This is a genomic window from Streptomyces sp. NBC_00483 (genome assembly GCF_036013745.1).
Lineage (GTDB): Bacteria > Actinomycetota > Actinomycetes > Streptomycetales > Streptomycetaceae > Streptomyces.
In genome coordinates, this window is the sequence record NZ_CP107880.1 from 4,491,792 (window position 1) to 4,512,836 (window position 21,045).

15 protein-coding genes are annotated in these 21,045 nt (G+C 70.1%); 8 read left to right on the forward strand and 7 right to left on the reverse strand.

The window, feature by feature from the left end:
• Window positions 1–33 precede the first annotated feature (33 nt).
• A complete protein-coding gene (locus tag OHA73_RS19980) occupies window positions 34–2,991 on the reverse strand; it encodes a D-alanyl-D-alanine carboxypeptidase (RefSeq protein ID WP_327655749.1) in 2,958 nt (985 codons plus the stop codon).
• Window positions 2,992–3,204: 213 nt separating this feature from the next.
• Between OHA73_RS19980 and OHA73_RS19985 the strand changes: the two genes are divergently transcribed.
• From OHA73_RS19985 to OHA73_RS19995, 3 genes are all read left to right on the forward strand, one after another.
• Complete coding sequence (locus OHA73_RS19985; RefSeq protein ID WP_266711240.1) at window positions 3,205–3,942, forward strand: GOLPH3/VPS74 family protein; 738 nt, start codon at window positions 3,205–3,207, stop codon at window positions 3,940–3,942.
• A gap of 321 nt (window positions 3,943–4,263) precedes the next feature.
• Entirely contained in the window at window positions 4,264–5,121 is an 858-nt protein-coding gene (locus OHA73_RS19990) for a helix-turn-helix domain-containing protein (RefSeq protein WP_266711241.1), read from the forward strand.
• Window positions 5,122–5,409: 288 nt separating this feature from the next.
• The gene (locus OHA73_RS19995) at window positions 5,410–5,610 is read left to right on the forward strand and encodes a DUF397 domain-containing protein (RefSeq protein WP_266711242.1); all 201 of its coding nucleotides are present in this window, start codon (window positions 5,410–5,412) and stop codon (window positions 5,608–5,610) included.
• 182 nt (window positions 5,611–5,792) lie between these two features.
• Here the strand turns inward: OHA73_RS19995 and OHA73_RS20000 are convergent, their stop codons facing one another.
• On the reverse strand, window positions 5,793–6,629 hold the full coding sequence (locus OHA73_RS20000; RefSeq protein ID WP_327655750.1) for a hypothetical protein: 837 nt from the start codon (window positions 6,627–6,629) through the stop codon (window positions 5,793–5,795).
• Window positions 6,630–6,741: 112 nt separating this feature from the next.
• On the opposite strand from OHA73_RS20000, the gene OHA73_RS20005 reads away from it, so the two are divergent.
• Both OHA73_RS20005 and OHA73_RS20010 read left to right on the forward strand, forming a co-directional pair.
• Complete coding sequence (locus OHA73_RS20005; RefSeq protein WP_266711245.1) at window positions 6,742–7,536, forward strand: SDR family oxidoreductase; 795 nt, start codon at window positions 6,742–6,744, stop codon at window positions 7,534–7,536.
• Window positions 7,537–7,747: 211 nt separating this feature from the next.
• On the forward strand, window positions 7,748–9,322 hold the full coding sequence (locus OHA73_RS20010; protein WP_266711246.1) for a sodium:solute symporter family protein: 1,575 nt from the start codon (window positions 7,748–7,750) through the stop codon (window positions 9,320–9,322).
• Between the two features lie 44 nt (window positions 9,323–9,366).
• On the opposite strand, the gene OHA73_RS20015 is transcribed toward OHA73_RS20010, so the two are convergent.
• Window positions 9,367–10,488, reverse strand: coding sequence for an ADP-ribosylglycohydrolase family protein (locus OHA73_RS20015; protein WP_266711247.1), 1,122 nt, complete (start codon window positions 10,486–10,488; stop codon window positions 9,367–9,369).
• A 107-nt stretch (window positions 10,489–10,595) separates the two neighbouring features.
• Entirely contained in the window at window positions 10,596–10,817 is a 222-nt protein-coding gene (locus OHA73_RS20020) for a hypothetical protein (protein WP_266711248.1), read from the reverse strand.
• Window positions 10,818–11,559: 742 nt separating this feature from the next.
• On the opposite strand from OHA73_RS20020, the gene OHA73_RS20025 reads away from it, so the two are divergent.
• On the forward strand, window positions 11,560–12,570 hold the full coding sequence (locus OHA73_RS20025; protein WP_327655751.1) for an AraC family transcriptional regulator: 1,011 nt from the start codon (window positions 11,560–11,562) through the stop codon (window positions 12,568–12,570).
• A 246-nt stretch (window positions 12,571–12,816) separates the two neighbouring features.
• On the opposite strand, the gene OHA73_RS20030 is transcribed toward OHA73_RS20025, so the two are convergent.
• On the reverse strand, window positions 12,817–15,417 hold the full coding sequence (locus OHA73_RS20030) for a bifunctional FO biosynthesis protein CofGH (protein ID WP_327655752.1): 2,601 nt from the start codon (window positions 15,415–15,417) through the stop codon (window positions 12,817–12,819).
• Between the two features lie 88 nt (window positions 15,418–15,505).
• On the opposite strand from OHA73_RS20030, the gene OHA73_RS20035 reads away from it, so the two are divergent.
• Entirely contained in the window at window positions 15,506–15,856 is a 351-nt protein-coding gene (locus OHA73_RS20035) for a hypothetical protein (RefSeq protein ID WP_266711251.1), read from the forward strand.
• A gap of 115 nt (window positions 15,857–15,971) precedes the next feature.
• Window positions 15,972–17,504, forward strand: coding sequence for a CehA/McbA family metallohydrolase (locus tag OHA73_RS20040; protein ID WP_327655753.1), 1,533 nt, complete (start codon window positions 15,972–15,974; stop codon window positions 17,502–17,504).
• 6 nt (window positions 17,505–17,510) lie between these two features.
• On the opposite strand, the gene OHA73_RS20045 is transcribed toward OHA73_RS20040, so the two are convergent.
• Complete coding sequence (locus OHA73_RS20045) at window positions 17,511–19,070, reverse strand: APC family permease (protein ID WP_327655754.1); 1,560 nt, start codon at window positions 19,068–19,070, stop codon at window positions 17,511–17,513.
• Between the two features lie 229 nt (window positions 19,071–19,299).
• On the reverse strand, window positions 19,300–20,877 hold the full coding sequence (locus tag OHA73_RS20050; RefSeq protein ID WP_327655755.1) for a serine/threonine-protein kinase: 1,578 nt from the start codon (window positions 20,875–20,877) through the stop codon (window positions 19,300–19,302).
• Window positions 20,878–21,045 lie beyond the last annotated feature (168 nt).

Sequence of the window (21,045 nt, forward strand, 5' to 3'; positions counted from 1 at the left end):
CACGAGCGGACCGGGGGGCGGTCCTTGGGGCGATCAGCCGACGCGGGTCAGCTTCGCGCCGAATCCGGGCTCGGTGAGGCCCTTCTGGAGGGCCACCGGCACCTCCACGGCGCCGCCCTCACCGTCGCCGACCTCGAGCACGCCGACCGTCTCCCCCGACTTGCCGGTGTGCGGCACGGACTTGCCGTCCTGGTCGGCGAGTTGCAGGTGCACGGTCTTGCCGGCCCAGCCGACGGCCTTGACGTCCTTCGTGACCGTGACCGGGGTGTGCCCGCCGAGCTGGTCGTCGACGTAACCGACGACGTCGCCCTTCTTCAAGACCGTGGACGAGGTGACGGCGTCCTGGGCAGCGAGCATCGCGGTCTTGCTGACCGCGTTGACCGTGTCGATGATCGGCGCCTTGTGCTGGCCGAGGATCGCGCCGACGACCGTGACGGTCGAGCCGCCGGCGTCCTTGGTGGCGGCGAAGAGCAGGTTGCCGCCGGCCTTGGTCGTCGTGCCGGTCTTGATGCCGATGGCGCCGTCGTAGGGCACCAGGCGGTTGTAGTTGGTCCACTTCTTGCCGGACGGGTCGGTCCAGGTGGGCAACTTGGTGATGTCCGTCAGCGCCGGAATCTGCACCAGCTCGTTGCCGAGCTTCACCTGGTCCTCGGCGGTGGAGACGGTGCTCTCCTTGAGGCCGGAGGGGTCGGTGTAGGTGGTGTTCTTCATCCCCAGCTTCTTGGCGGTGGCGTTCATCTTCTTGACGAACGCCTCCTCGGAGCCGGCGTCCCAACGGGCCAGCAGACGCGCGATGTTGTTCGCGGACGGGATCATGACCGCCGCGAGCGCGTCCTTCTGGGAGATCTTGTCGCCCTCCTTGACGGTGTTGAGCGTCGACTCGTTCTGCCCGTCGGCGTCGTAGCCGCCCTCCTTCTCGGCGGTGGCGTCGACGGTGATCGACGGACCGTCGGCGCCCGCCTTCAGCGGGTGGTCCTTGAGCACGATGTACGCGGTCATGGACTTGGCGACGGAACCGATCGGCACGGGCGTCTGCTTGCCGAAGTTGTCCATCGTGCCGATGCCCTGGACGTCCATCCAGCCCTGGCCCTCGCCCGGCCACGGCAGCGACGCCTTGTCGCCGTCGAAGCTGTACGTGGCGTCGCTGGTGAGCGTGAGGGACGGCGTCGGCAGCGGACGGACGGCCTGCACGACCCCGAACACGATGATCAACAGGATGACGAGCGGCGTCCACACCTTGACCCGGCGCACCGCGGTACGGACCCGGGTCTCCGCGGGCGGCGGGGTGTTGGTCAGCTCGGCGAGCAGGTCGAGCGGCGGCTTCGGCGGCAACGGCTGCTGGGTCGTCCGCTCGGCCGGCTCGACGGTGGGCTGCTCGGCCTCCGGCGGCAACTCCTTGCCCGTGGCCTTGCCCTCATCAAGCCCCTTGAGCGGCACGAACTTACTGCTCTTCGCGGTCCCGGCCGCCTTGAGCGTGGTGGTCGGCTGATCCACGGGCTGCGGGACGGCCTTGAAGACGGCGGTGGGCTGGTCGACGGGCTGGTCGGCCTTGTCGGCCGCCTTGCCCTTGGCCTGGTCGGCCGCTTTCCCGTCGGCCTTGGCACCGGCCTTGTCGGCCGGCTTCCCATCGGCCTTGGCGTCGGACTTGGCGTCCGGCTTGGCGTCGGACTTGGCGTCCGCGGTGCTGGCGGCCTCGGCGACCGGCTTCCCGCCGGCCTTGGCGGCCGCCTTGCTGTCGGCCTTGTCGGCCGGCTGGACGTCGGCCTCGGCGTCCGGCTGGGCGCCGGATGTAGCGGCTGACTCGCTGTCGGCCTTGTCGACCGGCTTCCCGTCGCCCTTGGCGCCCGGCTTCGCGTCGTCCTGAGTACCGGTCTTGGCGTCCGGCTTCGCGCGGCCCTGAGCACCGGACTTGGCGTCCGGCTGGGCGCTGGACGTGGCGTCCGTCTTGGCGGCCGGTAGGGCGCCGGACTTAGCGGCCGCCTTACCGTCGGCCGACTTCCCGTCGCCCTTGGGACCGGACTTGGCGTCCGGCTTCGCGCCGCCCTGAGCGGCGGACGTGGCGTCCGCCTTGCCAGCTGACTTCCCGGCGCCACGGGCGTCGGACTTGGCGGCCGGCATGGGGCCGGGCTTGCTGTCGCCCTCAGCGACCGGCTTGGCGCCGGACTTGGCACCGTCCCGGCCGTCGCTCCGGGCATCGCCCTTGGCATCCGCCTGGGCGTCCGTCTTGCCGTCGCCCTTGGCGTCGGACTCGCTGTCGCCCTCAGCGGCCAGCGTGGCATCAGCCTTGGCCGCCGCCTTGCCGTCGCCCTCAGCGACCGGCTTTGCGTCGGCCTTGGCGCCGCCCCAGGCATCGCCCCGAGGATCCGTCTGGGCCTCGCCCTGGGGATCCGCCTGCGCGTCGCCCTCAGCGGTCGGCTTGGCGCCCTCCCCGGCCGTGGACTTGCCGTCACCCTTGGCGGCCAGCCTGCCGTCGGCCTTGGCGCCGCCCCGGGCATCCGCCTTGGCGGCGGGCTTGTCGGTCGGCTTGTTGTCGCTCGTGGCGTCCGCCTTGTCGTCGTTCTCAGCGGCCGCCTTCGCGCCGGAGGGCTTGTCGGCGTCGGTCGTGGTGTCGTCCGCGTCGGAGTCGGCGTCACCAGCGGAACCGGTGGCCGAGTTGGTGGGCTTGGAGCCCGCGCCCGCACCCGCACCCGCGGCAGCCGCGGACGCCGATTCCGTCTCCCCGTCACCATCGCTCGAATTTGCAACTGCAGACGCGTCGGTGGGGCTCTCGTCGCCCGCCACCCAGGCCGCCACGGCCGCCCGCAGGCGGTCGTCGCCGGCGTCCGGATCGGGGGCCGAGGCGCCCGTATCCGGGTCCTCGCCCGCCGCGTCGCGGACCGAGAACACCGCCGTCTCCTGGTCCACGCCCCGCGACACCGCGAGACGCGGGTCCTCCGGAGCCGGGCCTCCCGACGCCTTGTGCTCTCCCGACTTGTCGGGGGTCCCCGCCACCGATGCCTCCTCGACCGAATGAACCACTCAACCACTTGTCGCCGGACAGACCAGCCCTGTCCGAACCATGTACCAGTGTCCTGTGTGGGGGCTTAACCCACGTGGTAGACGAGAACGACATACCTACAGGTTCCCGTCCAAACCCCCCACGCACTCTCGACAGACCAATGTGAGAGGGGTCACCCTGTCATTCATCCACGCGGGGAGGCATGGATGGGCAGGAGCCGCAGAACACTTCCGGAGGAGCTTCTGCTGCTCGCTCTGGACCCGGCCACGGGTACCACAGCGCAGCCGCAGTCGCTCGACCTAGGTCTGGCCGGAGCACAGCTAGTAGAGCTGGCGCTGGCCGGACGGATAGCCCCAGACGGGGATCGTATCGCCGTGGTGGCACCACGGCCGACCGGAGATCCGACTCTGGACTGCGCGTTGGAGTTGCTGCGAAGGCGTGGCGCTCCCGTACGGGCCGTCCACTGGATAGGCGGGCCACGACTTGGCCTGCGACAGACCTACCTCTCGCACCTGGAGCGGTGCGGCATGGTGCATGCCGTGGCCGGACAGATGTGCGGGGTACTGCCGACGACTCGCTACCAAGCGACGGAGTCGGCGGTCAGCCGGGAGATCAGAGCCCGGCTGGACAGCGCGATCCGCACCGGGGTCCCACCGGACCCACGGACCGCGGCGCTCGCCGCACTGGCCCATGCGGTCGGACTCGGCAAGCACCTGTATCCGGGCAACGAGGGCAGGTCCTCACGCTCCCGGCTGCGGGACCTGATCAGGCACGACCCGATGGGCGGCCTCGTGGCGCACGCCGTGATGGACGTCCAGAACGGTGTGGCGGTACAGCCACGCCGCTCACCGGCCCCCTCGGCCGGTCGGGGCGCACCGGAGCCCGCTCGCGGCGTTCCGATGCAGCCACGCCGCGGTTCCATGGCTCGGGCCGTGGCCCACTAGGCGAACCGCAGCACCAGCACCACCCGCAGCACCACAAGCACCACCCGTAGCACCACAGCGCCGCACCGTAGTCCCCAAGAACCGGTCCGGGAGCCGCTGTACCGCGCGGGGTGATGCGCCGGGCGTGAGGACGACGCCCCGGCACGTCACCCCGCGCGGTCGCGTTTGTGCTGCGTAGGAGGCACGTGCAACCCGCATGTGCGTTCCCGTGCACATCCGCCGTTTCCCAGCGCAGAGCCGCCCCGGGGTGGCAATCTGCTGAGCAATAGACACGCAACGTATGCAGAACAAAGAAATGCACGTAGCCGGAGGTGCACGTCCGTGGCGTCCAACGTCAATCCCACCGTCAGGCGACGCCGGTTGGGCCAGGAGCTGCGCCGGCTCCGCGAACTCAAGGGCATGACCGCCGAAGAGGTCGCCGAGCGCCTGCTGGTGTCGCAGTCGAAGATCAGCCGCCTGGAGAACGGGCGGCGCAGCATCAGCCAGCGCGACGTACGCGATCTGTGCGGCGTGTACGAGGTCGAGGACCACCGGGTCATCGACTCGCTGATGCAAATGGCCAAGGATTCGCGCCAGCAAGGCTGGTGGCACTCCTTCGGCGACATTCCCTACAGCGTCTACATCGGCCTGGAGACCGACGCCGCTTCCTTGCGCGTGTACGAGTCGCAGTGCATCCCCGGTCTGCTGCAGACCCGCGGCTACGCGGAGGCGCTGATCCAGGGCGCGATGCCCGAGGCCTCGCTCACGGACGTCGAGAAGCGCGTCCAGGTCCGTATCCGCCGCCAGGAGCGGATCGACGACGAGGCCAACTCGCTGCGCCTGTGGGTGGTCCTGGACGAGGCGGCGCTGCGCCGCGCCGTCGGCGGGTCCGTGGTGATGCGCGAGCAGCTTGAGCACCTCGCGGAGGTGTCCGGGCTCCCCCATGTCACCGTGCAGGTGCTGCCCTTCGAGATGGGCGCGCATCCGGGGATCACGGGGCAGTACGCGATTCTCGAGTTCCCCGACGCGGCGGACTCCAGCGTCGTCTACATCGAGGGCGTCACCAGCGACCTCTACCTGGAGAAGACGCAGGACGTGCAGAAGTACAGCGTCATGTACGAGCATCTGCGCGCCCAGGCGCTGAACGTGGAGCAGTCCCGGCAGTTCATCCTGGAAGCCGCGAAGCGCCACACGCGCTGAAGTCCGACACACTCACTGAAGGTCGAAGAAGTCCAACTCGCGTAACGGACCGCAGAGTTCAGGCCTCCGATCCGGGCCCGGCCCGTGGGAAAGCGCCGCACGGTACACCTTTCCCACGGGCTCATGGAAGACCCACCTGGAATATGCCATCCGGTCGAGTGAATGGCCCCACCGCCGCCCCCGGTCGGCGAGTAGCGTCGATCACGCCACCAACCGACATGGTGTTGGCGCAAAGCCGCAGCAAGTCCGCGGCTCAGCAAGGGATCAATGGCCAGACCGGAGCAGATCATGGCAATCACCAAGGGCGCACAGCCCACCTGGATCAAGTCCTCGTACTCCGCAGGGAACGGCGCGTGCGTGGAGATCAAGTCTCCCGCCGCCCACGCGGTGGACGTACGCGACTCCAAGGACCCGCAGGGCCCGAACCTGGCGTTCGCGCCGGCTTCATGGAGCGCCTTCGTCACGGAGATGAGCCGGGTCGCCAGCTGACCCCCCAGCCAACTCCGTGAGACAACCGAACACGCAAGAAAGCACTGCGCAAGACCGCAACATGCAAAACAGCACCACGCAAAACAGCACCACGCAACATCGCACCACTGACAGAGCCCTCTCGACTGGTCCGCCGTCCTGGCCGAGGGGGCTCGGCGCTGTCCGGAGCAGGACAGCCCGGGTCAGCGCAGCTGATCCACGTACTGATCCGTGCCCGGCACCGTCGGGATGAACGGGGCGACCAGTTCCACCCGGCCGAGGCCCGACGCCGCCACCGCCTCGCCCAGGCCCGTGAAATGGTCCTGCCAGCACTCGCGCGGGTCGGCCTGGAGGAACCAGAGCAGGGTGAGCCGGGTGTCGACGCCCTCGACCTGCTTCACGTACGTCATCTTGTCCCCCGGCAGCGGTGTCGGGCGGAAGACCGTGACCATCGCGGCGGGCGATCCTGCCACCCGCTCCGGCAGATGCTCGGTGCGCAGCCACTCCAGCAACTCGGCGCGCTGCTCGGGACCTTCGGCGTCGATCACCTCGACGACGAGCCCCTGGTAGGGATGGTCGAGCGCGTGGAAGTCGCGCGGCCCCTCGTCCCCGTCCCGGTACACCGTCGCCTCGTGGTCCTGGAACGCCGTGAAGACGTGCGTGCGGTCCTGGTGGACGCGGTCGTCCCGGTTGAGCCGCTTGTTGATGCCGACGGTCCACTTCATGTGGTCGGCGTAACGGCCCTCGGTGATCCAGTACGTGGAGATGTAGCAGCCCGCCGTGACCGGCTCGGCGACCGCGGACTTCTCGGGGTAGCGCAGGAGTTGGAGGTCGCGGGTGGCGACCCAGCGGCGCCCGGAGTACATCCACGGCATGGCCATGGCGCCGGCGTAGTAGTGGTCGTCCTCGTACCAGCGGTTGTACGCGTGTTCATGGCCCGGGTGCGGTTCGACCATGGTGATCAGGGCGTGCCCCGGGCGCACCCCGTACGGCCCGACGGCCGCCAGTTCCGCGTACGTCTCGCTGTGCGTGTCCTCCATGCCGCTCCCCTTCCGGCCTCTCGCGCCCTCTCGCGCAGGCCTTCCATCTCCCGTTGGACGCCCATACTCTGACGCCCCGTCAGACATAACGCCAGAGCCGGGAGGCGAACCGATGGTGAATGCGGAACTGCTTGCGGGGAAGACCGTGATCGTCTCCGGGGTGGGCGCGGGGCTCGGCCGCCAGGTGGTGGAGGCCGTGCTGCGCGACGGCGGGAACGCGGTGCTCGGGGCGCGCACCGAGGCCCATCTCGCTGCATGCGCAAAGGAGTTGGACCCGGAGGGCAAGCGGACCGCGTTCCGCTCGACCGACATCGCCGACGAGGCGCAGTGCGAGGCACTCGCGGATCTGGCGCGCGAGCGGTTCGGTGGCGTGGACGCGGTCGTCCACGTCGCGGCCTGGGACAGCTACTTCGGCGGCCTGGAGGATGCCGACTTCGAGACCTGGAGCAAGGTCGTCGACGTGAATCTGTTCGGCACGCTGCGGATGACCCGCGCGTGCCTGCCGGCCCTCAAGGAGCGCGGCGGCTCGGTCGTCTTCATCGGGACGCAGTCGGCGATCGCGGCGCCCTCCCAGGTCCGGCAGGCGGCGTACGCGGCGTCCAAGGGCGCCCTGACGAGCGCCATGTACTCGCTGGCGCGGGAGGTCGGGCCGCACCGGGTCCGGGTGAACACCGTGCTGCCCGGCTGGATGTGGGGCCCGCCCGTGCAGGCCTACGTACAGATCACCGCGCAGACCGAGGGCGTGCCCGAGGACGAGGTGCTCGGGCGGCTCACCGAGCGGATGGCGCTGCCGGACCTCGCGACGGACGGGGACGTGGCGGACGCGGCGGTGTTCCTCGCCTCCGACCGGGCGCGCGCGATCACCGGCCAGCAGCTCCTGGTGAACGCCGGAGAACTCATGCGGTAGCCGACCGGCTCGGGGCACCTGCCGATACCGCAGGTCAGCCAGGGTGAATGCCTTCCTCCCCGAGTTTCGCCACGTTCTGAATTCTGTCCGGGGTTCATATCCATGACTGCAGAACCCTTGACCGGCCCCAAGCACGGAGGTTCAATCCCCCACGTCCCCAACACCCTTACCGGGGGCAACCGTTGTGCAGCGGAACCCCTGGAGGGGGCACATGAACAGTCTCGACTGGGTCGTGCTCATCGCCTACTTCGGCGTGATGGTCGCGATCGGCGTCTGGTCCCACAAGCGCGTCGACAACGTTTCCGACTTCTTCACCGCGGGCGGCAAGATGCCGTGGTGGCTGTCCGGCATCTCGCACCACATGTCCGGCTACAGCGCGGTGATGTTCACCGGGTACGCCGGTATCGCGTACACCTACGGCGTGACGTCCTTCGTCACCTGGTCCTTCCCGATCGCGCTCGGCATCGCCATCGGCGCCCGGCTGTTCGCGCCGCGCATCAACCGGCTGCGCTCCAAGCTCCATGTGGCCTCCCCGCTGGAGTACTTGAAGAACCGCTACAACCTGGGCACCCAGCAGGCGCTCGCCTGGTCCGGGATGCTGCTGAAGATCGTCGACGTGGCCGCGAAGTGGGCGGCCATCGCCACGCTGCTGTCCGTGTTCACGGGTGTGTCCCTGAACCAGGGCATCCTCATCACCGGTGCCATCACCGCGGTCTACTGCACGATCGGCGGCCTGTGGGCGGACGCGCTCACCGAACTCGGCCAGTTCATCATCCAGTTGCTGGCCGGGGTCTCGATGTTCATCGCGGTCGTCCTCAAGCTCAGCGACAAGCACATCGGCTTCTTCGAGGCCTGGAGCCGGCCCGAGCTGCAGGGCCACGACAAGCCGCTGGTCGGCCCGTACGGCACGGTCTTCCTGCTCGCGTTCCTCTTCATCAAGCTCTTCGAATACAACGGCGGCATGCTCAACCAGGCCCAGCGCTACATGGCGACGAGCAGCGGGCGCGAGGCCAAGCGGTCCGCCTACCTGTCGGCCTCGCTCTGGCTGATCTGGCCGGTCGTCCTCTTCTTCCCGATGTGGATGTCGCCGCTGCTCGTGCAGGCGCAGAAGCCGGACGGCTCCGACTCGTACGGCCTGATGACCGAACAGCTGCTGCCGCACGGCCTGTTGGGCCTGGTGATCGTCGGCTTCTTCTCGCACACGATGGCCATGTGCTCCTCCGACGCCAACGCGATCGCGGCCGTCTTCACGCGGGACGTGGCGCCCGCGCTCTCCTCGAAGGCGCGGCAGTGGGGCCCGCGCACGGGCCTGCTCGCGGCCCGCCTGACGACGGTGATCTTCCTGGGCCTGTCCATGGCGGTCGCCACGCAGGTCAACTCGCCCACGTTCAAGGACATCATCACGGTGGTCATCAAGTGGGTGGCCGGTCTGATGGGACCGATCGCGATCCCGATGATGCTTGGCCTGCTGCGCCAGTTCCGCCGCTCCGGGCCGACCGCCGCGCTCACCAGCTGGGGCATGGGCCTGCTCGCGTTCTGGCTGGTGAACTACCCGATCAGCTGGAACATCGAGGGCGGCGTGCCGCTCCAGTACCAGGTGTCGATCCCGCTCGCCGTCTCCCTGGTCCTCTACATCCTCATCGGCTACATCAAGCCCGAGGACACCCCGGAGCGCGACGCGATCATCGCGACCATCAACTCCGACGACGACGGCGCTGCTGCGGCGGCGGTACCGGCACCGGCCGGCGCGAGCGACAACGTACTCGGATCACGGGTGAAGGACTGACCGAAGGACCAACCACCACTGGGCCGCACCTTCCGGGGTGCGGCCTACGCCCGCGGGTACCGCGCCAACCACCCCGCCGAAGCCGACCCCGGCCCATGCAGCGCAGCGCCTTGCGTCATCTCCATCGCGAAGTCGTCCGCAAGCTCCAGGATCGTGGGCCGACCCTCCACCTCCGCCACCCACGCGGGCGGCAACGCCGTCTCCCCGTGCAGCGCCCCGAGCAGGCTCCCGCACAACGCGCCGACCTGCGCGGAGGGCCCGTCGTGGTGCACGGCAAGGCCGAGGCCGTGCCGGATGTCGTCGCTGACGAGCGCGCAGTACACGGCGGCCGCGAGCACCCCGGTCGCGTCCCCGTCGCCCACCAGCTCCCCGACCCGCGCCGCGGTCGGCATGCCCTGCCGTACGGCGCCGAGCGCGTGCTTGAGCGCGTCCGCGACGGGCGGGTGCCCGGGGCGCGCGGCGAGCAGGGCAAGCGCGCGCTGCACGGCGGCGTCGAGGGAGTCGCCGCGCGCGAGGGCGTGCACGAGGACCGCGTACGCGCCCGCCGCCAGGTAGGCCTCCGCGGCGCCGTGGGTGTGCACGGCGCACTCGACGGAGAGCTGGAACACGAGCTGCGGCTCCCAGCCGACGAGGAGCCCGAACGGCGCGGAGCGGGTCGCCGCCTCGGCGCCGTCCGCGTCCAGGTTCTTGGGTCGGTCGAGCGTCCCCATGACGTCGTTGCCGAGCCCCAGCAGGCACGCCTGCGCGGCACCCCGCCGCGAGTACAGCCACTCCTCGCGGGCCAGCCAGCCGTCCTCCTTGCGGCGCAGGTCGGGACCCCAGTCGCGCTGGGTCGCCGCCCACCGCAGATAGGCGCGGTGCACATCGGTCGGCGGGTGCCAGGCGCCGGTGTCGCGGCGGACCTGGGCGCGGATGAGCCCGTCGACGGTGAACAGGGTCAACTGGGTGGCGGCCGTGATGGCGCCGGTCCGCCCGTACACGGGCACCAGCTGCTTGAGCCCCTCGTCCCCGTGCTCGGCGTGGATCCCGTCGAGCGTGAGGCCGTCGAGCGGGGCGCCGAGGGTGTCACCGAGTGCGCCACCGAGCAGGGTCCCGCGCACTCTGCTGCGGAAGTCCTGCTGTTCGGTGCGGCCCCAGACGGCCGCCGCGTTGGGCGCTGCGCCCATGGGGGACTCCTCCTGTCACGACCCTCGACCCTTCGGCTTCGAGCACTGTAATCGACCGACGTCGACCAGGAATGTTCACGAAGTGATGGGATCGTGGACGCCTGCGCTCACGCGGAGCACGGGCGGTTGTTCGTGGGTCCCGCCTCGCCCAGATCGATGGTCTGCTCATCGGCGATGAAGGGCTCGTCCCAGACACGGCAGGCCATCGCGATGCGATGGATTCCCTCTCTGATCAGCTCGTCCTCGGACACTCCCAGGCGTCCTGACGCTTCTTTGATCAGCGCGATGTCCGCTTCGTCCGCGTGGACACGTACAAGTTTCAGCCCCATGGCAACTCAGCCGTACCAGGTCACATTGCAGATGTAGACACAGGCGTGCCGGGGAATCGCGAGGAAGCTGATGAATCCGCCACCACTCCCGGCGGAAGCCCTTCCATGACGTACTCGGCGCTCGGGTTGTAGTCCCAGGTCCAGTCGGTCACAACCCGGCCTCTGCCTCAGCCGTCTCCCGGATCGCCCGGATCTCGGCCATGGGGGCGCGCAGGTCTCCCTCTCCCGCATCGACCATGATGCCCGACGACGGTGAACTCGGACATGTGGCGCTCCCGGGAGCGGTGAAGGCCGCGTGGCGGTGTGGCCGAACGGCCGGAATGGGCGCGCGAAGGCGCGCTAATCTGTTGCCCAGACATCGGGAAGCCTCTTTCTTCCTTGGTGGTTAGGCCCTCGTCCGGGATGCCAGTCCCGGCGGGGGCCGCTTTGCATATGCGGCAGAGAGTGCACCACGAACTCGCGTGTTCGCCAGTCGAGTTGGCGATCGTCACTCTCGCGAGTGATGCCCCTCCGGTGGCTTACGTCCGGAGGTGAGGTGGGTGGGTTTGGTTTTTCCCAACCCTTTCTTTGGGGGGTGGCGTACCGGATCACCGGATCTCGCCAACTCGGGTTCCGGAGCGCCATCCACATCCGCGAACCCCGGAAACATTGCCCCGAAAACCGCCCCACCGCCCCTCCCGACGGAGGACCCTGGAAGCACACGTCTTCTGGTGCTGAGGGGCACCGGAAAGGGTGGGACGCCATGGACGCGGACAAGGGGCAGGGTCCTGCGAGCGCGGCCAACCGCTTCACCACGCGTTCCGTGGACGAGGCGCGCGCCGTGCTGTCGCAGCAGTTCTACGACATGAAGCTGGACACGCCCTCGGCACAGGACTTCGAGCTCGACGCCGACGTCGTGGTGCTGGGTGGCGTGACGATCGGGCGCATGTCGTTCGGCGCCTCCATCCGGGTCTACGTCCCCGACCTGGAGGGCTACCACGTCGTGGCGCCGACGACCGGCTCCTTCAGCATCGGTCAGGGCCGGGCGCCCGACACCCCCGTGTCGGCCCGCACGGGCGGCATGATGAATCCCCCGAAGAGCTTCCGGGTCGGCGACTTCTCGCCCGACTGCGACACCCTCACCATCAAGATCGACAAGGCGGCGGTGCACCGACAGCTGGAGGTACTGCTGGGCAGGCCCGCGCACCGCAATGCCGACTTCAGCCCGTCGTTCGACATCTCCCGGGGAGCCGGACGCAGTTGGGCGGGTCTGGCGCGCTGGGCCGCGCTCGACGCGAACAGCCCGGGCGGTCTGCTGCAGAGCCCCATGGTCCGAGGCCGGATCGAACAGACCTTGCTGGAAGGCCTGTTGCTCGCCACCGACCACCGCTACCGCGACGCCCTCGACGCGCCTCCGCTCTCCATGCCCGCCGTCGCTGTGAAGCGCGTCATGGACGCGGTGCGCGACAACCCGGCCGAGCCCTGGGACGCGAACCGGCTCGCCGCCGTCGCCCAGGTCGGCCTGCGCACGCTGCAGGAGGCGTTCCGGTCACAGGCGCGCATGACGCCCATGGGGTACGTGCACGAGGTGCGGATGCAGCACGTGCGGATGGCGCTGCGCGTCGCCGCGCCCGGCGAGACCACGGTCACCGAGGTCGCCTACCGCTGGGGCTTCGCCCACCTGGGCCGGTTCTCCCGGCGCTACCGGGACCGGTTCGGCGAGCCCCCTTCCCGTACGCTCGCCGCCTCGCGAAGCCTCGCGCGAACCGGATAGCGGCCCCGCGCAAAACGGCGAGACCGGCCCCGGGAGCGGGCCGTACCTTCCTGATACCGCCCCGCTCACGGGATGTCGCGGAAGATGGACGGCGTCGGCGCCGCCCACCCGCCGCTCCCCTCCATCCCACGTACGGCGGCGGACTGTGGCGCAGGCAGAGCGGGAGAGCCTGCGCGCTCGGGCCCGGCCGCCCACCCTGTCAGCGGCGGCGGGCCCGGGACCCGACCGTTCTGTGGCGCCCCGCCTCTACGGCTCCAACACCGGCAGCAGCTCCGGCAGATGGCCGTCCGACGCCTGGGCAGCGCCCACCCGCTCCTCGGGCACCTCCCCGTACAAGGTGGTCCGCGGCTTCGACGGGCGGCCCGCCGCGTCCGCGACCGCGATCAGGTCCTTGACCGACTTGTACGAGCCGTAGGACGAGCCCGCCATCCGGGAGATGGTCTCCTCCATGAGCGTGCCGCCCAGGTCGTTGGCGCCCGAGCGCAGCATCTCGGCCGCGCCCTCCGTCCCCAACTTCACCCAGCTGGTCTGGATGTTGGGGATGTGCGGGTGCAGGAGGACGCGGGCCATCGCCGTGACCGCCCGGTTGTCGCGGGTGGTCGGGCCGGGGCGCGCGATGCCCGCCAGGTAGACCGGCGCGTTGGTGTGGATGAAGGGGAGCGTCACGAACTCCGTGAAGCCGCCTGTCTCCTGCTGGATGGACGCCAGAGTGCGGAGGTGGCCGAGCCAGTGGCGGGGCTGGTCCACGTGCCCGTACATCATCGTCGAGGACGAGCGGATGCCCAGCTCGTGGGCGGTCTTGATGACCTCGATCCACGTCGCCGCCGGCAGCTTGCCCTTCGTGAGGATCCAGCGGACCTCGTCGTCGAGGATCTCGGCCGCCGTGCCGGGGATGGAGTCGAGGCCCGCCTCGCGCGCGGCGGTCAGCCACTCGCGGATGGACATGCCGGTGCGGGTCGCGCCGTTGACGACCTCCATCGGCGAGAAGGCGTGGACGTGCATGCCGGGCACGCGCTCCTTGACCGCCTTCGCGATGTCGAAGTACGCCGTACCGGGCAGGTCCGGGTGGATGCCGCCCTGCATGCAGACCTCAACAGCCCCTACGTCCCAGGCCTGTTGGGCCCGGTCCGCGACCTGGTCCAGGGACAGGGTGTACGCGTCGGCGTCCGTGCGGCGCTGCGCGAACGCGCAGAAGCGGCAGCCGGTGTAGCAGACGTTCGTGAAGTTGATGTTCCGCGTGACGATGTACGTGACGTCGTCGCCGACCACCGACTTACGGATGTCGTCCGCGATGCCGCAGAGGGCGTCGAGGGCGGGGCCGTCCGCGTGCAGCAGGGCGAGGGCCTCGTCGTCGGTGAGCTTCGTCGGGTCGTCGGCCGCCTGCTTGAGCGCCTGGCGTACGTCGCCGTCGATACGCGAAGGCACCATGCCGGGGGCCGCCTGCTCGCGCAGCGCCTCCCAGTCGCCGTACACGACGTCGAAGTCGTCGCGACGGTCCTTCGTACGGCCCTCGGTGTCGATGGTGCGGTGCAGATCGGTGCGGCCGCTGGCGGTGAACTCCTCGTCGGGCTCCTGCCAGGGGCGGCCGACGACGGGCGCGTCGGCCACGGCCAGACCGTCGGCGTCGGACAGGGCGTTGACGTGCGGGAGCAGACGCGGGTCCAGCCACGGCTCGCCGCGCGTCACGAACTCCGGGTAGACACACAGCCGTTCACGCAGCTCGAAGCCGACCTCCGCCGACTGCGCCGCCAGCTCCTCCAGCTTCGGCCACGGCTTCTCGGGGTTCACGTGGTCGATGGTCACCGGGGAGACGCCGCCCCAGTCGTCGATCCCGGCGTCGATGAGGCGCGCGTACTCGCCGTCGACGAGGTTCGGCGGGGCCTGGAGGTTCCCCGACGGGCCCATGATGTGGCGGGCCACGGCGACCGTCGCGACGAGGTCGTCGAGTTCGGCGTCCGGCATGCCGCGCATCGCCGTGTCCGGCTTGGCGCGGAAGTTCTGGATGATCAGCTCTTGGATGCCGTGGTACGAGCGGGCGACGCGGCGCAGCGCGAACAGCGAGTCGGCGCGCTCCTCGTACGTCTCCCCGATCCCGATGAGCAGCCCGCTGGTGAACGGCACGGACGAGCGGCCCGCGTCCTCCAACACCCGCAGCCGGACGGCCGGTTCCTTGTCGGGCGAGCCGTAGTGCGGCATCCCCGGCTCGGACCACAGCCGCTCGGCGGTCGTCTCCAGCATCATGCCCATGGAGGGCGCGACGGGCTTGAGCCGCTGGAAGTCCGTCCAGGACATCACCCCGGGGTTGAGGTGCGGCAGCAGCCCGGTCTCCTCCAGGATGCGAATGGATATGGCACGCACGTACGCGATGGTGTCGTCGTACCCGTGCGCGTCCAGCCATTCCCGCGCCTCGGGCCACCGGTCCTCCGGCTTGTCGCCGAGGGTGATCAGCGCTTCCTTGCAGCCGAGTTCGGCACCCTTGCGCGCGATGTCGAGGACCTCGTCGGGCGACATGAACATTCCGTGACCCTCGCGGCGCAGTTTGCCGGGGACGGTCACGAACGTGCAGTAGTGGCACTTGTCACGGCACAGCCGGGTGAGCGGGATGAACACGCTCTTGCTGTACGTGATGACACCCGGCCGGCCCGCCGCCTCCAGGCCCGCGTCGCGCACGCGGGCGGCGGACGTGGTGAGGTCGGCCAGGTCGTCGCCGCGCGCCTGAAGCAGCACGGCGGCCTCCGTGACATCGAGCGCCACACCGTCTCTGGCCCTTTTCAGTGCGCGGCGCATCGCGTTGGCGGTGGGACGGTCTGCCTCGGGGGGCTGCGGTACGGCGTCCTGATCACTCATGAACCGAGCATACGAGCGCCATCCGGACACTACGAGGGCGCCCGCCTGTGCCCTTCCCGACGCCCCCGTCCTCCCCTACGCTCCCGGCATGCTTCTGCGCGCACGACCCACGACCGTACTGATGCTGCTGGGCGGGCTGCTGCTCGGCGGTGTTCCGGCGACCGCATCCGCGTCCGCCCCCACAACCGGGACGACTTCGACAGCTGCTGCCGCGAACAGTCCAGCGACGAAGTCCGCCTCCAAGACGAGCCCACAGGCCACCAACAGGACGGTCATCACGAAGGTCGGCAAGACCGTCAACAAATCGTTCGGCAAGAAGAGCAAGAAGAAAAAGAAGAAGAAGAGCTCATTCGGGGTGATCGGCCTGATCCTGCTCGTGCTGGTCGTCATCGTCGTGCTGCTCGTCCTGACCCGGTTCCTGCGCGGCCGGAAGTCGTAGCCACAGCCGTAGTCGTAGCCGTACGCAATCTGCCGCTCCCCTTCCCTTCGAGGGGAGTTCACGGCTCAATGCCAGGGTCACCCACGTCACATCCGACACCCTGGGGAGCCGCACCATGTGCACCGACGAGACGCCCGGCGACGAACACGGCATCGGCAGACGCGCGCTGCTCACGACGGGGGCCGCGGGGGCGCTTACCCTCACCGGCATGAGCTTCGCCAGCGCAGCCGATGCCGCCGATGCCGCCGAGGGCTCGCAGTCCACCAAGACGCTCAAGGGCACCCTGCCGCCGGGCGCGCCCGACTACGTGTACCTCCCGGTCGAGGTGCCCTCAGGGGTACGCGAGATCAAGGTCTCCTACACGTACGAGAAAGCCACCGGGCTCCCGGCCGGCACCCAGAACAACGCCCTCGACATCGGTGTCTTCGACGAGCGCGGCACGGAGCTCGGCGGCAAGGGCTTCCGCGGCTGGTCCGGCGGCGCCCGCACCGAGTTCTTCGTCCGCGCCGACGACGCGACGCCCGGCTACATCCCTGGCCCGGTCCGCCCCGGCACCTGGAACATCGCGCTCGGCCCGTACACGGTGGCGCCGGAGGGCCTGCCGTACGAGGTGACGGTGACGCTGACGCACGGCGCGCCCGGCAAGACACCCCGCCCGACGTACCCGCCGGAGCGCGCCCGCGGCCGGGGCCGCGCCTGGTACCGCGGCGACTGCCACATCCACACCTGGTACTCGGACGGCCGCCGCACGCCGCAGGAGATCGGCGAACTGGCCCGCGCCGCAGGCCTGGACTTCATCAACACGTCCGACCACAACACGTATTCGTCCCACGCCCACTGGTCGGACGTGGCGGGCGACGACCTCCTCGTGCTGATCGGCGAGGAGATCACCACCCGCAACGGCCACGTGGTCGCCCTCGGCACCGACCCCGGCACGTTCATCGACTGGCGCTACCGGGCCCGCGACAACCGCTGGGCGAAGTACGCGCAGCAGGTCCGCCGCGCGGGCGGCCTGGTCGTCCCCGCCCACCCGCACGCGACGTGCATCGGCTGCGGCTGGAAGTTCGGCTTCGGCGAGGCGGACGCGGTCGAGGTGTGGAACGGCCCGTACACGCCGGACGACGAGGTGTCCCTGGCGGACTGGGACAACACCCTGGTCGCGTACGCCCGTTCAAAGGGCCGCACGGGCTGGATCCCCGCGATGGGCAACAGCGACGCCCACCGCGACCCGGACCGCGTCGGCGGCCCCCAGACCGTGGTCCTGGCCGACGACCTGACCCGCGAGGCCATCCAGGCAGGCATCAAGGCGGGCCACTCGTACGTTGCCGAGTCCTCGTCGGTCGACCTCACCTTCACGGCGACCGGCGGCAAGGGCGAGGTGGCGGGCATCGGCGACCGCCTGACCGTCGCCCCCGACACCCCGGTCACGGTGCACCTGAAGGCCAAGGCAGCCCCCGACTGCACCCTCCACATCGTCACGGACCAGGGCACCCTGTTCACGTCGGCGGCGGGCGCGACCTCGGCGACCTGGACGACGACCGCGTCCTACGCGGCGTACGCACGAGCGGAAATCCGCCACACCCCCACGACACAGGGCCTCCCCGGCCCCCTGGCAGCCTTCACGAACCCGATCTTCCTGGGGGACTGAGGCGCCCTAGGGCTCCTCCACCACCAGCACCGGCGTCTCCCGGTTCAGGATCTCGCCGCGGAAGAACGCCGGGCTGCGGCGGCCCATCACCAGCATGATGACCACGCCGACGAGCAGCAGGCCCACGCCGATCACGAAGACCGAGCCGATGCCGAGGACCGAGGAGCCGCTGCCGTACGCCGGGTTCCACATGTCGACGAGGGTCTTGATGAAGACCGCCGACAGGAGGACGCCGCCGAGCAGGGGGAAGAGGCCCTTGAAGGTGAAGTCGCGGACCGAGCGGCGCAGTTCCGCCTTGAAGTACCAGGCGCAGGCGAAGGCCGTCAGGGCGTAGTAGAAGCAGATCATGAGGCCGAGCGCGTAGATCGTGTCGACGAGGACGTGCTCGGAGACCAGCGTCATGACCGTGTAGAAGACGGCCGTGGCGACGCCCGCCGTGATCGTCGCGCGGCCCGGCGTGCGGAACTTCGGGTGCACGCGCGCGTACGACGCCGGCAGCGCCTCGTACGTCGACATGGCGAGGACCGTGCGGGCGACCGGGATGAACGTCGTCTGGAGGCTGGCCGCGGCCGAGGCGAGGACGGCGAGGAAGAGAAGGATGCCGAGTGTCGGGCCCATCACCGGGCCCGCGAGCGCCGCGAAGACGTTGTCGGACGTTTCCGGGTTGGCGAGTCCGAGGCCCTTGTCGCCCGAGCCGACGATCATCTGCGCCGCGACGCCCGTCGCCAGGTACGAGCCGACCAGGACGACCATCGCGATGAGCGCGGCGCGCCCCGGCGTCTTGTCGCTGCCGATCGTCTCCTCGTTGGCGGTGAGGCAGGTGTCCCAGCCCCAGTACATGAAGATCGAGAGGGACAGGCCCGCCGTGAACGCGCCGAAGGACTGCACCGAGAACGGGTTCAGCCACGACCACGAGAAGTCCACCGCGGTCCCGGCGAAGTCCGCGGAGCCCGCCTTGGCCACCGCCATCACGACGAAGACGGCGAGCACCACCAGCTGGAGCCCGACCAGCGTGTACTGCACGCCCTTCGTCGCGGTCATGCCGCGATAGCTGATCGCCGTCGCCGCGGCGATCAGGGCCAGGCACGTGAGGATGTGGACGGCCTTGTTGTCGTCGAGCGCCGCCACCGAGGCGTTGTTGCTGATCTCGCTCGCGAGCAGCCAGAAGTACGAGGTCGCGACCCCGGCGAGGTTCGACAGGACGATGATCGTCGCGATCACCAGGCCCCAGCCGCACATCCACCCGACGCGCGGCCCGAACGCCTTCACGGTCCAGGTGAAGGACGTGCCGCAGTCCGGCATGACCTTGTTGAGCTCCCGGTACGCGAACGCCACGAGCAGCATCGGCAGAAAGCCCGCGAGGAACACCGCGGGCATCTGGAGGCCGACTTCGCCGGCCGTGGAGCCGAGCGTGGAGGTCAGGCAGTAGACCGGCGCGACCGTGGAGACGCCGATGACGGCGCTGCCGAGCAGCCCGACGGAGTTCCCGCCGAGGCCCTTGCCCCCGCCGCCCCCGGTGGTGTCTGCGGCCCGCCCCGTCGAGGGCCCTGCGTCCAACTGAGTCATGAACAGGACGTTAAGTCCTGCGGTTTCCACATCTAGTTGGATCTGGCGGGAATTGTCACAGCCGCGACGGCTGGTTATCCATGGGCAATTCGGGCGTGCGACCCATCATTTCCAGGCGCACGACTCACCCTACCGGCAGATAGCAAGGCTGCGGGCCCGGCGTTCGATATTCGGTAATCGAAGCCGGGCCCGATTTCGCCCGATTCAAAATTTTCCCGTGCCGATTGCGTCACGCGCGCCCCGCCGGGCGGCCCCCGCCACGGAACCGGCTGACGGCGGTGGGCACCGCGTAGATCAGGGCGAGCGTCAGGAGCGCGAGGATCGCCATCAGCGCGGGCGTCCCGGGCGAGATGCAGAGGGCGAGCACGACCGCGGCCCCCAGACCGGCCCAGAACGCCAAGTACTCGCGGTCGTTGCCACCCCGCCGGTACAACAGGACCGCCCTGGAGATCAGCACGACGACGGCGGCGCCGACGATCAGCGCCGACACGTTGGGGAACTTCACCAGCGCGGCGAACCCCGCGGGCACCAGCCACAAGAGACCGAGCAACGGACGCCCCGGCAGCCCGGGACCCCCGTCGTGCCGCTCGGCGGTACCGCGCGGGGGCGGCCCCGACACCGGCCGCGCCCCGTACGCCGCGGGCTGCTGCCGCCCGTACGAGGAGGACCAGGCATCGACCGTCGACTGCTGAGCGTCGCCGTGGAACCCGGCGTGGCCCCCGTAGGGCGCACCGCCCGGCGGGGTCGAGTACGGCGTCGAGGGCTGGGCCGGGAACGGTGCCGGGGGCGGTGTCGAAGGCGGCGGCGGGGACGCGGGGCCGACTCCCGGCCCCCGCGTGGCCGCGTCGTGGAAGTCCCCGCCGCTCGGCCCGAACACGCCGCCCGCGTCCGGCTGCGTGGACCCGGGGCCGGCCTCGGCCCCGTGCATCACCGTGTCGGCCCGCGCCTCCAGGTTCAGGAGCTGCCCCGACGTGCGGGCGATCAGCGAGACGACCTGCGCGGGCAGCCACGTGTCGCTCGTGGCGTCGCGGGTGCGTGCCTGGGCGACGAGCTGCCCCGCGTCCGGCCGCCGCTCCGGCTCCGGGTCGAGGCAGTGCCGGATGAGGTTGCGCAACTCCTCGACCACGCCCGGGAGCTGCGGGTCGAGGCTGCCCCGGTGCGGCTGGACGCCGGTGGCGGCGAAGGCGAGCGTGAGCCCGTAGCTGTAGACGTCGGTCGCGGCGGTCACCTTCTCGCCGTACGCCTGCTCGGGCGACATGTAGGCCGGGGTGCCGATCCGCGCCCCGGTCGAGGTGAGGCCCGCCGCGCTGAGACCCGCGTCGAGCGCGGCGTGCACGATCCCGAAGTCGATGAGGCGCGGCCCGTCGGCCGACAGCAGCACGTTGGACGGCTTGAGGTCGCGGTGCACGAGCCGGTCGCCGTGCACATGCTCCAGGGTCTGCGCGAGATCGGCCGCGAGCCGCCACAACGATTCTGCGGGCAGCGGTCCGAACCGGTCGACCGAGTCCTGGAGGGAGGGCCCCGACACGTACTCCGACGCGTACCAGGGATGCCGTTCCTCCAGACCGGTGTCGACGACCGGCACCGTCCCCGGCGCCCCGACCCGCCGCACGACGTCCGCCTCGCGCCGGAAGCGCTCACGGAAGCCCGGTTGCGCCGCCATGTCGGCGTGGATGAACTTCAGCGCGACGGAGCGGCCTCCCGCGTTACGGGCGAGATAGACCCGCCCCATACCGCCCTCACCGATCCGGCCGAGCACCCGGTACGCACCGACCGTGCGCGGATCCTGCGCCTCCAGCGCCTGCATGGAACCCCCGGTTCCGCCGTAGTGACCATCTACAATTGCGCATTTTCACATGCTCAGTTGTAGACACGCAGTAGAGCGGTCCGAGGGTTCCGTGGGGCTGGTGGTGCTGTTGCGGCCAGTGGTGTTCTCCCTGCCGATGGCGACGGCGACGGTGGCCGACGGTGATGG

Excerpts from the sequence above, each read along its gene's own strand:
- OHA73_RS20005 (WP_266711245.1), top strand. The coding sequence starts at position 6,742 with ATGGTGAATGCGGAACTGCTTGCGGGGAAGACCGTGATCGTCTCCGGG.
- OHA73_RS19995 (WP_266711242.1), top strand. The coding sequence starts at position 5,410 with ATGGCAATCACCAAGGGCGCACAGCCCACCTGGATCAAGTCCTCGTAC.
- OHA73_RS20040 (WP_327655753.1), top strand. The coding sequence starts at position 15,972 with ATGTGCACCGACGAGACGCCCGGCGACGAACACGGCATCGGCAGACGC.
- OHA73_RS19985 (WP_266711240.1), top strand. The coding sequence starts at position 3,205 with ATGGGCAGGAGCCGCAGAACACTTCCGGAGGAGCTTCTGCTGCTCGCT.
- OHA73_RS20010 (WP_266711246.1), top strand. The coding sequence starts at position 7,748 with ATGAACAGTCTCGACTGGGTCGTGCTCATCGCCTACTTCGGCGTGATG.
- OHA73_RS20045 (WP_327655754.1), bottom strand. The coding sequence starts at position 19,070 with ATGACTCAGTTGGACGCAGGGCCCTCGACGGGGCGGGCCGCAGACACC.
- OHA73_RS20050 (WP_327655755.1), bottom strand. The coding sequence starts at position 20,877 with ATGCAGGCGCTGGAGGCGCAGGATCCGCGCACGGTCGGTGCGTACCGG.
- OHA73_RS20025 (WP_327655751.1), top strand. The coding sequence starts at position 11,560 with ATGGACGCGGACAAGGGGCAGGGTCCTGCGAGCGCGGCCAACCGCTTC.
- OHA73_RS20015 (WP_266711247.1), bottom strand. The coding sequence starts at position 10,488 with ATGGGCGCAGCGCCCAACGCGGCGGCCGTCTGGGGCCGCACCGAACAG.
- OHA73_RS20000 (WP_327655750.1), bottom strand. The coding sequence starts at position 6,629 with ATGGAGGACACGCACAGCGAGACGTACGCGGAACTGGCGGCCGTCGGG.
- OHA73_RS20020 (WP_266711248.1), bottom strand. The coding sequence starts at position 10,817 with ATGGGGCTGAAACTTGTACGTGTCCACGCGGACGAAGCGGACATCGCG.
- OHA73_RS20035 (WP_266711251.1), top strand. The coding sequence starts at position 15,506 with ATGCTTCTGCGCGCACGACCCACGACCGTACTGATGCTGCTGGGCGGG.
- OHA73_RS20030 (WP_327655752.1), bottom strand. The coding sequence starts at position 15,417 with ATGAGTGATCAGGACGCCGTACCGCAGCCCCCCGAGGCAGACCGTCCC.